General features: G+C 48.9%; 16 protein-coding genes. 7 read left to right on the forward strand and 9 right to left on the reverse strand.

What is annotated here, in order from left to right; all coding sequences use genetic code 11:
- Window positions 1–348, reverse strand: coding sequence for a copper-binding protein (locus GC128_RS02170; protein ID WP_151992904.1), 348 nt, complete (start codon window positions 346–348; stop codon window positions 1–3).
- Between the two features lie 65 nt (window positions 349–413).
- Window positions 414–767 (reverse strand): hypothetical protein, encoded by a 354-nt coding sequence (locus tag GC128_RS02175; protein WP_151992905.1) that lies wholly within the window; start codon window positions 765–767, stop codon window positions 414–416.
- 471 nt (window positions 768–1,238) lie between these two features.
- On the opposite strand from GC128_RS02175, the gene dcuC reads away from it, so the two are divergent.
- Together dcuC and rna are read left to right on the forward strand one after the other, a co-directional pair.
- Entirely contained in the window at window positions 1,239–2,615 is a 1,377-nt protein-coding gene (gene dcuC, locus GC128_RS02180; RefSeq protein ID WP_034456731.1) for an anaerobic C4-dicarboxylate transporter DcuC, read from the forward strand.
- A gap of 85 nt (window positions 2,616–2,700) precedes the next feature.
- On the forward strand, window positions 2,701–3,507 hold the full coding sequence (gene rna, locus GC128_RS02185) for a ribonuclease I (RefSeq protein ID WP_151992906.1): 807 nt from the start codon (window positions 2,701–2,703) through the stop codon (window positions 3,505–3,507).
- A gap of 3 nt (window positions 3,508–3,510) precedes the next feature.
- On the opposite strand, the gene GC128_RS02190 is transcribed toward rna, so the two are convergent.
- The 3 genes from GC128_RS02190 to GC128_RS02200 all read right to left on the reverse strand — a co-directional run bounded on the left by GC128_RS02190 (window position 3,511) and on the right by GC128_RS02200 (window position 6,966).
- Window positions 3,511–4,824 (reverse strand): MFS transporter, encoded by a 1,314-nt coding sequence (locus tag GC128_RS02190; RefSeq protein WP_151992907.1) that lies wholly within the window; start codon window positions 4,822–4,824, stop codon window positions 3,511–3,513.
- Window positions 4,825–4,881: 57 nt separating this feature from the next.
- The gene (locus tag GC128_RS02195) at window positions 4,882–5,829 is read right to left on the reverse strand and encodes a 2-hydroxyacid dehydrogenase (protein WP_151992908.1); all 948 of its coding nucleotides are present in this window, start codon (window positions 5,827–5,829) and stop codon (window positions 4,882–4,884) included.
- Between the two features lie 144 nt (window positions 5,830–5,973).
- Window positions 5,974–6,966 carry a LacI family DNA-binding transcriptional regulator gene (locus GC128_RS02200; protein ID WP_151992909.1) on the reverse strand — a complete coding sequence of 331 codons (993 nt, stop codon included), beginning with the start codon at window positions 6,964–6,966 and terminating at the stop codon, window positions 5,974–5,976.
- Window positions 6,967–7,159: 193 nt separating this feature from the next.
- Between GC128_RS02200 and idnO the strand changes: the two genes are divergently transcribed.
- The 3 genes from idnO to GC128_RS22945 all read left to right on the forward strand — a co-directional run bounded on the left by idnO (window position 7,160) and on the right by GC128_RS22945 (window position 8,655).
- Window positions 7,160–7,924, forward strand: coding sequence for a gluconate 5-dehydrogenase (gene idnO / locus GC128_RS02205; protein ID WP_151992910.1), 765 nt, complete (start codon window positions 7,160–7,162; stop codon window positions 7,922–7,924).
- A 9-nt stretch (window positions 7,925–7,933) separates the two neighbouring features.
- Entirely contained in the window at window positions 7,934–8,407 is a 474-nt protein-coding gene (locus GC128_RS02210) for a YhcH/YjgK/YiaL family protein (protein WP_151992911.1), read from the forward strand.
- A 98-nt stretch (window positions 8,408–8,505) separates the two neighbouring features.
- On the forward strand, window positions 8,506–8,655 hold the full coding sequence (locus GC128_RS22945; protein WP_193216208.1) for a hypothetical protein: 150 nt from the start codon (window positions 8,506–8,508) through the stop codon (window positions 8,653–8,655).
- Between the two features lie 43 nt (window positions 8,656–8,698).
- On the opposite strand, the gene GC128_RS02215 is transcribed toward GC128_RS22945, so the two are convergent.
- Window positions 8,699–9,529 (reverse strand): alpha/beta fold hydrolase, encoded by an 831-nt coding sequence (locus GC128_RS02215; protein ID WP_151992912.1) that lies wholly within the window; start codon window positions 9,527–9,529, stop codon window positions 8,699–8,701.
- A gap of 412 nt (window positions 9,530–9,941) precedes the next feature.
- Here GC128_RS02215 and GC128_RS02220 point away from each other — a divergent pair, with 412 nt between their 5' ends.
- Together GC128_RS02220 and rnk are read left to right on the forward strand one after the other, a co-directional pair.
- On the forward strand, window positions 9,942–11,318 hold the full coding sequence (locus GC128_RS02220; RefSeq protein WP_151992913.1) for a GntP family permease: 1,377 nt from the start codon (window positions 9,942–9,944) through the stop codon (window positions 11,316–11,318).
- A gap of 149 nt (window positions 11,319–11,467) precedes the next feature.
- Window positions 11,468–11,878, forward strand: coding sequence for a nucleoside diphosphate kinase regulator (gene rnk / locus GC128_RS02225; protein ID WP_064516981.1), 411 nt, complete (start codon window positions 11,468–11,470; stop codon window positions 11,876–11,878).
- A gap of 38 nt (window positions 11,879–11,916) precedes the next feature.
- On the opposite strand, the gene malI is transcribed toward rnk, so the two are convergent.
- From malI to GC128_RS02240, 3 genes are all read right to left on the reverse strand, one after another.
- Window positions 11,917–12,933, reverse strand: a complete 1,017-nt coding sequence (malI, locus tag GC128_RS02230) for a Mal regulon transcriptional regulator MalI (protein ID WP_151992914.1) — start codon at window positions 12,931–12,933, stop codon at window positions 11,917–11,919.
- 212 nt (window positions 12,934–13,145) lie between these two features.
- On the reverse strand, window positions 13,146–14,645 hold the full coding sequence (locus GC128_RS02235; protein ID WP_151992915.1) for a PTS transporter subunit EIIC: 1,500 nt from the start codon (window positions 14,643–14,645) through the stop codon (window positions 13,146–13,148).
- A 263-nt stretch (window positions 14,646–14,908) separates the two neighbouring features.
- Window positions 14,909–15,436 (reverse strand): metal-dependent hydrolase, encoded by a 528-nt coding sequence (locus tag GC128_RS02240; RefSeq protein WP_151992916.1) that lies wholly within the window; start codon window positions 15,434–15,436, stop codon window positions 14,909–14,911.
- Window positions 15,437–15,481 lie beyond the last annotated feature (45 nt).

The following is a 15,481-nucleotide window of genomic DNA, read 5'->3' on the forward strand; positions in this document are numbered from 1 at the left end:
TTACTTAGTCGGGGTAACCGAAGTGATTTTGTAGCCTTCGGACTGCTGGCTGAAGGCGAAGTCAACCGTTTCACCCGCTTTAACTACTGGCAATGCTCCCGCTTCAGGCAAGCTGAATGTCATGGTCATTGCTGGCCAGTTAAGGGCCGCGATAGGTTTATGGGCGATTGAAATGGAATCGTTGGTGACTTTCTTTACCACACCATGGCCGTGGTAAACCTCAGCCGCCATTGGCTGAGCCATCGACATTTCATGAGTCATATCGTGAGAAGCGGCGTGAGCCACGGTAAAGAAAGCTGACACTGACAGCGCAACGGCTGTGAAGAAACGTGCAGAAATAGCAGACATAAAAATCTCCAGAACTAAAGTCAAAGGATGAAATCCGTAAGGGATGAACCAAGACAGTGCTGGAGTTATTCTCTAAAACGACAAAACCGTATTGTGGCCGGAGGGCCAGTTGCAGGCGGGGTTAATAAGGCAACCGAGGTAACCATTTCAGTACATTCGGGGATCACTAAGGCCAGAGTGTCAGTGACCGGTAATGCAGCCAAAGAACTGTAGCCGTTATCTTTTTGCATCACGTCCGGAATGCAGTGTTTATCACACAGCGTTCCCTTCGCTTTCACCATATCCCAATGGTTTTTCATCAGCATATGCTCGCTATGCTGAACGGAAAGGGATGGTGCGCTAATTTCTACCGGGCAGTCATGCGATGCCACTGCGACCTGGCTGTTGACAAACAGCCAGCCAAACGCCAACAGCAGCATCAAAAGATGCTTTCTGAGGAAGCGTAAACGGCTTGTCGACCAGAAAGTGGATTGCAACTTGATTACCCCAAAATATACGAGGCGGCAGTATAGGCATTAGACCTTTTTATTTTAAAGCGATTTTTGGTTGCTTTACATTCAGATAAATAATTAACAATTATGTAATATAATTTTAATTAAATAATCCTCATATGATTATTAACAGAGCAATAAGCGATATAAATATATACCGCTAATCAATAAGTAAATGTCATAATTGCAAAGCTGCCGACAAAAGTGTCATGGCAGCAGAACGAAGCTTGCTAAATTTGATGCTCATCAGAATTCTGCGCCAATGATTCAGGCAGATTGGCACCGTTTTCGCCGACGACTGCAAAGCGTCTTATTTTTTTATTTTCTGGCATGGCGTTGCGCTCAGGTACTGCTCACCCCTTCAATGGGTAAAGATGCCGAACGCGACAGGGGACTCAAATGCTAACTACTCTTGAATTACTTATTGGGGTTGTGGTTATTGTCGGTGTAGCTCGCTACATCATCAAGGGCTACTCCGCGACCGGCGTATTATTCGTCGGTGGTTTAACGTTACTGATTATAAGTGCCCTGATGGGCCATAAGGTTTTACCTGGCAATGCCGAAAGCACCGGGTATACCGCAACCGATATCGTTGAATACGTCAAAATCCTGCTGATGAGCCGCGGTGGCGATCTCGGTATGATGATCATGATGCTGTGTGGTTTTGCAGCTTACATGACACATATCGGCGCCAATGACATGGTGGTTAAGCTGGCGTCTAAGCCGCTGAAATTAATCAACTCACCCTATATTCTGATGATCGCCGCTTATTTCGTGGCTTGTTTGATGTCGCTGGCGGTTTCATCTGCAACCGGCTTGGGTGTGTTGCTGATGGCAACATTGTTCCCGGTCATGGTGAACGTGGGGATTAGTCGTGGCGCGGCGGCAGCAATTTGTGCCTCTCCTGCTGCAATCATCCTGTCTCCAACTTCTGGCGACGTAGTGCTGGCGGCAAAAGCTGCCGAAATGTCATTGGTTGATTTTGCCTTTAAAACCACCGTGCCAATATCTATCGCTGCCATTATTGCCATGGCGATTGCCCACTTCTTCTGGCAACGCTACCTGGATAAAAAAGAAAACGTCAGCCACGAAATGCTCGATGTCAGCGAAATCCAGACTACTGCGCCTTCTTTCTATGCCATCCTGCCATTTACGCCAATTATCGGCGTGCTGATTTTCGACGGCAAATGGGGTCCACAACTGCATATCATCTCAATTTTGGTGATCTGTATTCTGATTGCCGCGGTGATTGAATTCTTCCGCAGCTTCAAAGCGCAAACCGTCTTCTCTGGTCTTGAAGTCTGCTATCGCGGTATGGCTGATGCCTTCGCAAACGTAGTTATGCTGTTGGTTGCTGCTGGTGTGTTTGCACAAGGCCTTAGCACCATCGGCTTTATCCAGAGCCTAATCTCAATTGCCACCTCGTTTGGTTCAGCAAGTATCATTCTGATGCTGGTGTTGGTCGTACTCACCATGCTGGCAGCAATGACTACCGGCTCCGGTAACGCACCGTTCTATGCCTTTGTTGAGATGATCCCGAAACTGGCCCACTCATCTGGTATCAACCCTGCGTACCTGGCGATTCCGATGCTGCAAGCCTCCAACCTTGGACGCACCATTTCTCCGGTTTCCGGTGTGGTTGTTGCGGTTGCGGGTATGGCAAAAATTTCTCCATTCGAAGTGGTAAAACGCACGTCAGTACCCGTTGCTGTTGGTCTGATTGTCGTGATTATCGCCACCGAAATTCTGGTGCCGTCTGCTGCTATTCTGCCTTAATCTTCTGCTTTGTAATAAGCGCCTCATTGAGGCGCTTTTTTTATGTTTAAATAAAGCGACTTCTGGAAGCCTGAGCGAGAAAACGATGAAATTAATGTGGCGAAACACGCTAATCCTGACTTCCCTACTAGCCACCAGCCATCTGTTACACGCGGAAGAGCTCACCGCCAAACAGTATGCCGATTTCGACCGTTACGTGTTGGCTCTGTCCTGGCAAACCGGTTTTTGCCAGAGCATACATGAGCGTAACCGCAACGAACCTGCCGAATGTAAAACTCAGCAAGAGCAAAATGACAAGCGCACTTTCTTAACCGTGCACGGCCTGTGGCCAGGTTTGCCAAAATCGGTTGCGGCGCGAGGCGTGGACGAAAAACGGTGGATGCGTTACGGCTGTTCAACCCGCCCGGTGCCGAACATGGCCGAAGCTCGCGGTTCACAAAAATGCCAGGCGCCAGCACCTGTGTTATCAACAGATATCGCCAGCAAACTTGCGGGCGTCATGCCAGGTGCTGGAGGTCAGTCGTGCCTTGAACGCTATGAGTTCGCAAAACATGGCGCGTGTTTTGGTTTTAACCCCAACGCCTATTTCGGCACCATGGTTCGCCTGAACAATGAATTCAAACAAAGCGCTTTCGGTGAATTTTTGGCAACAAACTACGGCAAAGTCGTCACGCGAAAAGCGTTCAATAAAGCGTTGGAAAAGAGCTGGGGAAATGATGCGGTGAAGGCGGTAAAACTGACCTGTAACGGTAACCCGGCATACCTGACGGAAATGCAAATCTCCCTGGATGCTGCAAAAATTAATGGCCCACTTAATGAAAGCTCGTTTGTCACACAAAGAAATCCAGGCAACTGCGCGAAGCAGTTCCGCCTGGATGCTGTAGGTTATTGATCGTTAAGCAACGTGTGGTTGTTTAGCCGACTCGTCTGCGACTGGCTTTCCATTATCGGGAGTCAGATCGCAGTTCTTTGGCAGCGTCAGAGTTATCAATGCTGCAATCACCAACGAACCAGCCAGGGCGCAGACGGCCATGTTCTGCCCGTAGAGATAAATCATCATCCCCACCAACCACGGGCCGCAGAAGCCCCCCAGATTGCCTAATCCGTTAATCACACCACGTGCCCCGCCGGCAACTTCTGGAGATGCAATTCGCCCCGGAATCGACCAGAACGGACTGGTTGCAGCCTTCAGGAAGAACCCGCACACCACTAAAGCAATATAGGCCGCGATAATGTTATGACGTAAAACTACCGATGCCAGCAATGCCGCGGCAAAACACAATAGTGAAATCATCACCCACAGTCGACGTTTACCGGTTTTATCGCTGAGCATTGAAATGACATAGATACCGATAATAGTCGCGACAAAAGGCACTATTGCCAGCAGCCCGACACCCGCCATATTCGCGCCGGTAAGGTTTTTGAGGATTGTCGGCAACCACAGCGTGTAGCCGTAATCACCGGTTTGGTAGAAAAAGTTAAGTGCCACCAGCTTCATAAGACTGCTGTTACGAAATACATCGCGCAACGGGGCATTACTTACAGGCTGTTTCAGGCTTCGCGCCTGACGATCGCGTTCAAATTCCGCCAGCAGGTATTCACGTTCTGCAGCAGGTAACCAGCGAGCGTCTTGCGGACGGTCGCTAATCAGCCACCACCACACCGCCAACACCACAATCGACAGCAAACCTTCGATGATAAACAGCCAGCGCCAGTCCAGACTCTGAATAATCGCACCCGAGATTGGCGCGGTTACCATACCGCCGATAGGAGCGAACATCATGACGAAAGCATTCGCTCGCCCAATTTCGCGGTCCGGGAACCAGTTGCTGATCATCGTTAACACGACAGGCAGCATTCCGCCCTCGGCGACACCAAGCACAAACCGCAGAACTAAGACCTGATAGTGGTTGGTGACAAAACCTGTGGCGACAGAAACGATAGCCCACGCCACCAGCGACCAGGCGATAAAGCGTTTACCACTACCATTCACCGCCGCACGCCCACCGGGGATCTGCAAGAAAAGGTAACCTATAAAAAATATCCCGCTGGTGAGACCTGCCATTTGGCTGGTTATACCTAAATCAGCCTCCATGCCACCGGGAAGTGCGAAACTAATATTCACCCGATCCATAAAAGAAATAATACAGGCGATTAAAATAGGCGCGACCACGCGCCACCAGCGAGTGCCGGGGATTTTCTTTTCCATGGTATTTATCCGTGACAATAAAAGTCATTGCCCTTTTTAATAAAGGGCTCCGGGGAATTAATTAATACGGTGCGGCAGAGCTTTATGGTTGAAATAAGCCTCAACGTTTTCAAATACGATATTACTCATGCGCTGACGTGTTTCATGTGTGGCGCTGGCAACATGGGGTTGCAATACCACATTCTCCATACAGATTAATTCACCAGGTACATTAGGTTCATTCACAAAAACGTCCAGACCAGCACCGGAAATATCACCATTTTGTAAGGCGGTAATTAAATCCTGCTCATTAATAATACTACCCCTAGCGATATTAATGACCAACGCATGTTTAGGTAATGCCTCGAATACTTGCCGATTCACAATGCCGTGACTTGCCTTGCCACCCGATACCGCAACAATAAAAAAGTCACTATTGCGAGCAAGACTTAATACATCCTCACACCAGTGATACGGCAGTGAGCTATCCATTTCGCGATCGGTGTAATAAATTTCCATATCAAAGCCGATGGCACGACGGGCAATGGCTCGGCCAATATTCCCCATCCCAAAGATGCCGATACGTTTACGGCTCACCTGGGTTGCCAATGCAGGGCTTTCCTGAAGCCAGCGCCCTTCTCGTACGAAGCGGTCACCCTGGCAGAGCTGGCGAGCACTACTCAACAGCAAACCGAAAGCCAGGTCAGCGACATCGTCGGTGAGTGCCCCGGCAGTAATGGTCACCGCAATATCGCGACGGCGAGCATATTCCAGATCCACCGCATCAGTGCCGACACCAAAAACAGCAATCACACCGACCTGTGGCAGATTTTCCAGCACGGCGGTAGTCACGCCGATATCTCCCCGCGTCACAACAGCACCAATTTGTGCGCCGTTATCAGCAAGCCAGGCCGCAGCGTCAGACTGCTGGTAAAGACGATGAACGGTGTAATGAGTCTCCAGTTGCTGCTGAAGTGCATCCATCACTGGAGCAATAAGTAATACGTGTTGGGTAGGTTGCGACATGGTTCCCCCGGTTAAGTCAGCTAAGTCAATATTTCTGCTTAACATCAAAGCCTTTTTAAGCGCAGGGTTTTGCGACGTAGGTCACGCCAATCCATGTTAGAAAACCGTGTTACCGTTAGCGTGATCGCTTCAGCATTTAAGCGACTAAAGCGTGCCGCCAAGAGATAAGCGATAGTGCAAATCGACTTGTTCAATTGTTGGTTGTTTATTGATTTTCTTCAATAAAATCTCCGTAGCGACTTTCCCGATTTCAAAGCGTGGCGTGACAACACTAGCAAGTTTTGGAACCGTAACCTGGCCGATTTCAAGGCCGTGAAAACCAGCAATTCCCATCTGTTCCGGCACACGAATGTTGGCAGCCAGGCATTCTTGTAACACGCCTGCGGCGAGATCGTCATTAGTACACAAAATACCGTCCATATCCGGGTACATCTGGCGCGCCATAGCCATCATTCCTGTTCCTACGCTTACAGAGGAAACTTTATTTGGCATTAGCCGTCCGTCAGTCAAACCCGCGTCAGCCATGGCTTTGCAATACCCTTCATACCGTTTGATATCACGCACATCGGCCATCGAACCTAAATAGATAATCCGCTTCTTGCCACTGGCAATCAGCATATTGGTCATATCAAATCCGGCACGGAAGTTATCAAAGCCGACGTTAATGCGCCCGCTACCAGATACCAGGTCCATCACTTCAGCCACAGGGATTCCGGCAGCACTTAAATACTTCTCGGTCCGCAGTGTATGCACGGTTTCCGTCAGGATAAGTCCCGCGACGTTAAAACCCAGCACAGTGGCAATTTGCTCTTCTTCGCGCTCGCGGTCGTAAGCGTAATTAACCACCAGAGTCTGGTATCCCATTGGCTTTGTTACGGATTCGATACCTGCCAGTAAATCGGCAAAAATCTGGTTATTAAAGGAGGGAATAATGACGCCGATTCGCGGCTGCATATTGCTCGCCAAAGCCCTGTTTTCAGGGTCAGGCATATAATTCACTTCCGCCATAACTTCAGCAATTCGGGCGGCAGTTTCCGGGGCGACTTTATCCGGTGTGCGCAAATAACGGCTGACGGTCATTTTTGTCACCCCCGCAAGGGCGGCAATGTCCTGCAATGTAATGCGCTGGTACTTCATCTGGTTTTCCTGATAACCCGCGGAAAAAGGATTATGCCTCGCATCCTTAACAAAAGAAAAGCTACCACACTTCACACTCCAGGTATCATGCGGGCGTAACACCATTCGCAGTGATCTACTTCACAGTTTTACCCGCTCTGAACCGCTTTGATAAGGGATATTAAATACGATGCAAAAATAACAGGAATTCACCATGACGAATTTGTTTACGCTCGACAACAAACGCGTATTAATTACCGGCTCTGCACAAGGAATAGGCTTTTTATTAGCACAAGGCCTGGCTGAGCATGGTGCTGAAATTATCATCAATGATATTACTGCTGAACGCGCCGAACATGCGGCAATGAAATTACGTGACAGTGGTTATACCGCCTGGACTGCTGCATTTAATGTTACCGACCCGGAAGCGGTGGAAACTGCGATTGAAAATATCGAGCAAGAGATCGGGCCGATTGATGTATTAATTAATAATGCTGGCATCCAGCGTCGCCACCCATTTACTGAATTTCCTGTTAATGAATGGAACGATATTATTGCAGTAAATCAAACTGCCGTATTTTTAGTTTCACAATCTGTTTCACGACGCATGGTTAAACGCCAGGCCGGCAAAATAATCAATATTTGCTCAATGCAAAGCGAGTTGGGCCGCGACACAATTACGCCATATGCCGCAGCAAAAGGCGCGGTGAAAATGTTGACCCGCGGTATGTGCGTGGAGCTGGCGCGCTACAACATCCAGGTTAACGGTATTGCGCCGGGTTACTTCAAAACAGATATGACCAAAACGCTGGTCGACGATGAAGCTTTCACCCAGTGGCTATGCAAACGCACACCAGCGGCTCGCTGGGGCGATCCTGAGGAATTGATTGGTGCTGCGGTGTTCCTGTCATCAAAAGCATCCAACTTCGTGAATGGCCACCTGCTGTTTGTTGATGGCGGCATGCTGGTTGCGGTGTAAGGGGGAAATATGATTATTGATAAACTTGAGAATGCCGCTCAAAACCCGGTGTACCCAACTGTGATTCGCCATGCGTTACAAGCCATTATCGCAAACTGTCCACAGCAATTAGCCAACGGCAAATACCCGATTGAAGGCGAACTTATCTATTTCTCGGTGTTTGATGGCAAAACCATACTCCTGAAAGAGCAACGTCCTGAAATGCATGCCCGTTATATCGACGTGCATATCGTGCTTGAAGGCGAAGAGATAATCGGTGCCGCACCGGTGGATCAGCAGCAGCAACAAGACGGTGGGTTCGATGAGCAAAATGATATCGGGTTCTATAAAAACATGGGCTGTGAAACATTGATAAAACTACGACCGGGGGACCTGACGATTCTTTTCCCCGGCGAGCTTCATCGCCCTATGGCAACGCTAAATGAACCGGCTGCGCTGAGGAAAATTGTGGCGAAGATAGATGTGAGTTTGATTAGCAGATAACAGCTGTTGAATTAAATGCGGAAGACAAAAAACAATCAGTTCACTATTAGTTCCGGGTTTGTAGACATATGCTTTGTTTATCAAATGCGGAGGTAATAATGAACACAACGAAACGTTTTTTAATGCAGTTAAAAGCCCAATTCGAACGTGAAGAAAAAGCGCATAAGCTGTTGGGTTTGATTTGGCTTTCACCCCAACAGCGCTATGAAATTTTAAAAGAGATTATGTTGCCGATCGCGGTTAAATGAGTGGCTGAATGGCGGGTAATAGCCACTTACCCGCCTACAACAGCTAACCTTTCAAAAATGCCAACAAATCAGCATTAACCCGGTCTTTCTCCGTGGTGCAAATGCCGTGTGAGCCACCTTCATAAACTATGAACGTCGCATCTGGCAGTGTTGCCGCTGTCACCTTACCGCAGGTTTCAAAGGGCACAATCTGATCGTCGTCGCCATGAATAACCAGCGTCGGAATGGTCATTTTCTTCAGGTCTTCGCGCAAATCGGTTTCCGAGAACGCTTTGATACAGTCATACAACGCTTTGATGCCACCTTGCATGCCTTGCTCAACAAAACTCTCTCTGACACCTTCTGAGATTTCAGCCCCTGAGCGGTTATAGCCGTAGAACGGTAGCGTCAGCTCTTTGAAGAAGTCCGCACGGTTCGCACGCACGCCTTCGCGGATACCATCGAACACATCAATGGGTACACCATTTGGGTTGAAGTCCGTTTTGACCATGATGGGCGGAACGGCACTTATCAGCACCGCTTTTGCCACACGGCTGATGCCATGGCGGCCAATATAACGCGCCACTTCCCCGCCGCCGGTTGAATGCCCAACGTGAACGGCATCTTTGAGATTCAAATGCGCGGTCAGTTCGGAAAGATCATCGGCGTACTGATCCATGTTATTTCCTTCCCAGCTTTGCGATGAGCGCCCATGCCCTCGCCTGTCATGAGCAATAACCCGAAATCCCTTCTGCCCTAGGAAAAACATCTGGTCTTCAAACGCATCCGCCGTTAATGGCCAGCCGTGGCTGAATACTACCGGTTGCCCTTCTCCCCAATCCTTAAAGTAAAGAGAACTGCCGTCCTTTAACGTGAGTTTGTCGTAATGGCTCATGATATCTCCGGTTCAGGTGATGACCGCACAAGGCCTGAGTGAAACGTGCCTATAAAGAGTAATGCAAGTTTTGCCCATGGCAGGTTTATTTACGGTCAGCAATTAATCAATGCGGCTTATGGACGGTTTCTTTCGATAGTTTGAAGTTGCTCTCAAAATGTTAATAAACATGGAGCACTCCATTCCCGAAGGCGTCATGTTACCGATATCATGTTACCGGTATCAGAGAGATGGTGAATTATGTTTAGTATTCGAAGCCCTAAATAATTCGAGTTGCATGAAGGCGGCGACGCAGTGAATCCCCAGGAGCTTACACAGGTAAGTGACTGAGGTGAACGAGGAAGCCAACGCACTTGCAGCTTGAAGTATGACGGGCGTATTCACCTATTAATTCGGCGCAGAGGACAAATATATGACCGAAATAACAGCACATTACGGCGCAGGGACCCTACTTGGGATCGCAGCTTGTGCAGTCGTACTCCTACTTATTCTCATCATGCGCTTCAAAGTGCATGCATTCTTAGCATTAACTCTTGTGAGTGTTGTTGTTGCGCTGGTCACCGGTGTGCCGTTCGATAAAATTGTCCCAACAATTTTGGGCGGTTTTGGTAGTACCCTGGCGGGTGTTGCCCTGCTGGTTGGCCTGGGTGCCATGATTGGTCGTTTACTTGAAATCTCTGGCGGTGCCAAAGTATTGGCTGACACACTGGTCGGGAAATTTGGTTCACACCGCGCGCCACTAGCGCTTGGCGTTGCATCTTTGCTGTTTGGCTTCCCAATCTTCTTCGATGCGGGCCTGGTGGTGATGCTGCCAATTATTTTCAGCGTAGCAAAACAATTCGGTGGTTCTACGCTGAAATATGCACTGCCTGCTGCGGGTGCGTTCGCTGTAATGCACGCACTTTTGCCACCGCATCCGGGTCCGGTTGCTGCAAGTGAATTGCTGGGCGCGAACATTGGGCTTCTGGTCATTGTTGGCCTGGTTATCGCGATTCCAACCTGGTATCTCGGTGCGTATCTGTTTGGCCTGTATGCTGGCAAGAAATTCGAAGTACCATTGCCTTCTTCTTTCCTCGGCAATGTAGAAGCTGATCCAAACCACCAGCCACCATCTTTTGGCACTGTATTGTCAATTCTGCTGCTGCCACTGGTGCTTATTTTCCTTGATACTGGCCTGAACACAGCAACTGTGCTCGGTTGGGTAACGGCTGACAATATCGTAGTTCAGTTCCTGCGCATGTTGGGTAAAACCCCGATTGCATTGCTGATAACTGTATTCTTTGCTCTTGCTGTGTTTAGTGGTCGTCATAGCCGCCAGCATCTGGAAAAAGTGTGCGATGGCGCGCTTGGCCCAATCTGCGGCATCATTTTGGTGACCGGTGCGGGTGGTATGTTCGGTGGTGTTCTGCGTGCCAGCGGCATTGGTGATGCGCTTGCTGGTGTGCTGTCTGATACAGGTATGCCGGTGATTGTTGCCGCGTTTGTTATCTCTACCGCTCTGCGTGTGGCACAAGGTTCTGCGACCGTTGCTCTGACTACCACTGCGGCACTTATCTCGCCAATGGTTGCGGCAACGCCAGGCCTGAGCCAGTTCGATCTGTGCTTCATCGTGGTGGCAATTGCAGGTGGTGCGACTGTTCTGTCTCACGTTAACGACTCCGGTTTCTGGCTGGTTGGCCGTTTCCTGGAAATGGACGAGAAAACCACACTGAAAACCTGGACCGTGATGGAAACGCTGATTGGTACTATCGCTTTCCTGTTCGCATTAGTCGGTAGCATTATTCTGTAACTGCAGTTTGTGACTCAGGTCACTTTAAACTATACGTTAAGCTCAGTATTATCACTGTAGACCAAACCCTCACTCTTACCGGTGAGGGTTTTCTTTTGTAAGGTCCCCATCAGGCACATGAGTGCCTGTTTTTTTACACGGAGAGAAATATGTCCAGACCAGCCATTATCATTAATGAACTCGATGCCGAGCGTATTGACCGTTTGCTGGAGCAACCACAATTTGCTAACCAGCCGGTAGCTACAGTGCTGAACGCAGAACTGGACAGAGCAGAAATGTGTAAGCCTGAAGATATTCCGGCCGACGTCGTTACGATGAACAGCCGCGTAAAATTCCGCGATCTATCCTCAAAAGAAGAGCATGTTCGCACGCTGGTTTACCCAGTAAACCTAACAGACAGCGACAATCAACTCTCAGTCATGGCGCCGGTTGGCGCAGCACTGCTGGGTTTGCGTGTTGGTGCGACAATTAATTGGACGTTACCGAACGGTAACCAGACGCATCTGGAAGTGCTGGAGTTGCAATACCAGCCGGAAGCCGCTGGCGAGTACCACCGTTAAATGATGTGTCCCCCTTTCTTGAAGGGGGACAATAATTGTCAGGCCGATTCCCTTAGCACCAACTCCCCTGAAATAATTATCTTCTGAGCAGGCAGCGCCGGCTCTTTAATCTTATTCACAATCAATGTTGCCGCCTGTCGGCCTGCTTCTTCGCTGGATGAAGAAACGTAAGTGAAGCGTGGCGAGGTGAGATTAATGTGCATCATGTCTTCGAAGCCAATCAACGAAACCTGTTGAGTCAAAAACACGTCTTTACCGACCGTTCGCCCAACTTGCTGGATACCATTGAGGCAGCCAATAATTGCTGATGGTGAATGGCAGAGCATTGCGGTGATTTTGCTGTTTTTCTCAAGCAATTGACGTGTTAAACGTGCAGCATTCTCGGTGTCGTTTTCACAAACTGGAGCCCACTCTTCGCGAAACGGCAAATTGTATTGCGCCAGTGCATTGCGATAACCCAGCAAACGCTCTTCGCGCATCAAGTTCGATGCAGTTCCACCCAAATAGGCGATATTTCGGTGACCACGGTCAATCAAATAACGCGTTGCCTGGTTTCCGGCCTGGCGATTATCTCGACCAATGACATCCCGATGGCTGCTTACAGTCGATTCAGCAATGATGACTGTTGGCAACGGGCATTGTGCAATCAGCGCCGGAATAGAGGCTAAGCGGTGGTTAGCATCGAGATAAATAACACCCGCCACGCCTTGCTGCGAAAAAGATGTTAAACACTGTTGAAGCTGTTGGTCATCGTCCTGCGGGTGGCCCAGAAAAACCATATAGCCTTGTTTTTCCAGATAATGGACGACGCTTGCCATAACGTTTACACAAAAGGAGTCATTGAAATCACGGATAACCAGGCCGATAAGATTTGAGGTACTGGAACGTAGGTTCGCCGCCGCAACGTTATGGACGTAGCCAAGCTGTTTGATCGCAGCGTTAACCTTTTCAATAGTTGCCTCAGAGATCTTACCTTTTTGGCGTAGCACCAATGACACGGTGGAGACAGAAACTCCCGCCAGTTGGGCTACATCAATAATATTGACCTTTTTCATCCCGTTCCTATGCACTAAATATCCTTGTTATCAATACCATAAAGCCCCCAGTAAACATACCGGGGGCTAACTATTTTCCATCTCTTTCCCCTATAGCATTCAAGTTGCAGGAAGACGGCAAAAGAACTTAGCCCCAGGAACTTACTTGAGTAAGTGACTGGGGTAAGTGAATGCAGCCAACGCATCTGCAGCTTGAAGGATGACGGGGGAAGTTATTTACCAATCATTGTGGACATCGTCTGTGCGATAAATTGAGCTCGTGCGCCAAATATCACCTGAATGCCCGAGTCGCCAACAAACACTACGCCGCGCGCGCCGAGACTATTGAGACCGTCTTTGTCTACACGGTCGCTTTTTTCCACTTCCAGACGCAGACGCGTAATACATGAACCAACAGAGTTAATGTTCTCTGCCCCACCCAACAAGCCGATAATATCGCCAGCAAGTTCAGTATCGGTTTTATCGTTAGCGTTGGCAGTAATATCAGCGCGGCCCGGTGTTTTCACATCGAAACGGCGAATAACAAAACGGAAAGTGAAGTAATAAATCAGCGCCATCGGTATACCGACAATCACAGCCGACAAGAAGTTAGTCTGATAACCGTTGAACGACGGCAGGATCCCGAAGGAGATGTAGTCAATCATGCCTGCCGAGAACGACTTGGCGATATGCGCATGCAGCAGGTACATACACATGTAAGACAGGCCAGCCATAATTGCGTTGAATACATACAGGATTGGCGCAACAAAGATAAAGGTAAATTCAACCGGTTCAGTAATGCCTGTCAGGAAACAGGTCAATGCCGCAGAGAACAGAATACCGGAGGCAATTTTCTTATTTTTGGTGTTCGCTTCGTGGTACATCGCCAGACATGCTGCAGGCAGTGCAAACAGCATCAGTGGGAATTCACCCTGCATGAATTTGCCTGCGTTATGGTAGCTGTCGCTGCTAAAGGATTTCACACCTTCTTCGAGCATCTTGAACCAGATTGTCTGGTCACCGTGGATAACCTGGCCTGCTGTGGTCGTGTACTCACCAAATGAATACCAGAATGACGGATACCAGATGTGGTGCAGCCCCAACGGAATTAACGCACGTTCAACCAGGCCGAAGATAAACGTTGAAAGCGCCTGATTATCACCATTCACAATAACCGACAGCGAATCAATTCCCGACTGGATATATGACCAAATCCATGGCAATGCCATCCCGAGCAGGAACGATAAAAACGCGGTAGCAATGGCAACAAAGCGTTTACCCGAGAAGAAACCGAGGAACTCAGGGAGCTGCATGGTGTGGAATTTGTTATAGCACCATGCGGCCAGAATGCCGGAAATCAGGCCACCAAACACACCCATCTGCAACGTTGGGATGCCAACAACCATGGCATATTTCCCGCCTGCTGCCGCCATTTCTGGCGTGATATGCATCACCGTGCCAATTGTGACGTTAATAATAAAGACTGATACCGCCGCCGACAGTGCAGCAATCCCCGATTCAGCAGCCAAACCCACAGCCGAGCCAATCGCAAACAGCATCGGCAGGTTGTCGAAAATCACCCCACCCGCATTCATCATTAACGGCAAATGGAATTTATCGCCGAAGGCCAGTAACAAGCCTGCCGCCGGCAACAAAGAGATAGGCAGCATTAATGCGCGGCCTATCATCGACAATTTAGATAACGATTTTGTAATACTGGATAGCAAACTCATAAACAATCCCCCGGTGTTGACGCCGCCTACGCGTTTTTGGTTTTACGCGTTTTTATGCTTGGTAGAACGTTCTACTAGAACGTTCTACCTATACTGACGAAACGTTTTTTGCCCGGCAACTAAAATATGCGTTGTAGCCATACTGTTATCGAATATTTGAAGTTGAGCAGGTTTTGACCTGCAATTTATGAGGGCTTATTGGAAGTGAAATAGATGTTATAAGGCGGATAAGCTCGCGTCATCCGCCAAAAAACATGACGCCGTTAGCGCAAATTCTTACGTATAACAAACAGTAAGAACGCCATCAGCAAACCTGGCAACCAAACCCATTGTAGCTCAGACCAAATTACCGCCTGACCACGGGGTTCGAGGTAGCGAGAGAGCTGAAAAGGTGCGACACGAATCACCTGCCATGGCGCAAAAAATCGTTCATCTGACCACGGCCATAGCCAGCCAACACCCTTGCCGCCGGTCGTAACCGAGTCCAACAGGCTATGCGAAAGCAGTGACACCGTCAGGAATAACCAGACGCGAACAAAACCTGCGCGGAACCAACGATAGCCAAATAGACACAGTAGCGGCACCACAAATGCAAACAGCAAAGAGTGCGTGAACCCACGGTGACCAAAAGCATTGCCATACGCCACGCCAAATTTAAACGCCAGTACATCGGCATCCGGCAACATCGCCAGAATGATCCCGCCCAATAGCAGACGTGGAGGAATAATTTTTTTGCCAAGCCCTAATCCTAAACAAATGGGTACCGCAGCGTGAGTGATGATAGTTGGCATAGAAGGCATTGTCTGATGAGTGGAAAAAGCAGAATAGCTCAGGAT

The sequence above is a fragment of the Buttiauxella massiliensis genome, from assembly GCF_902500225.1.
Classification (GTDB): domain Bacteria; phylum Pseudomonadota; class Gammaproteobacteria; order Enterobacterales; family Enterobacteriaceae; genus Buttiauxella; species Buttiauxella massiliensis.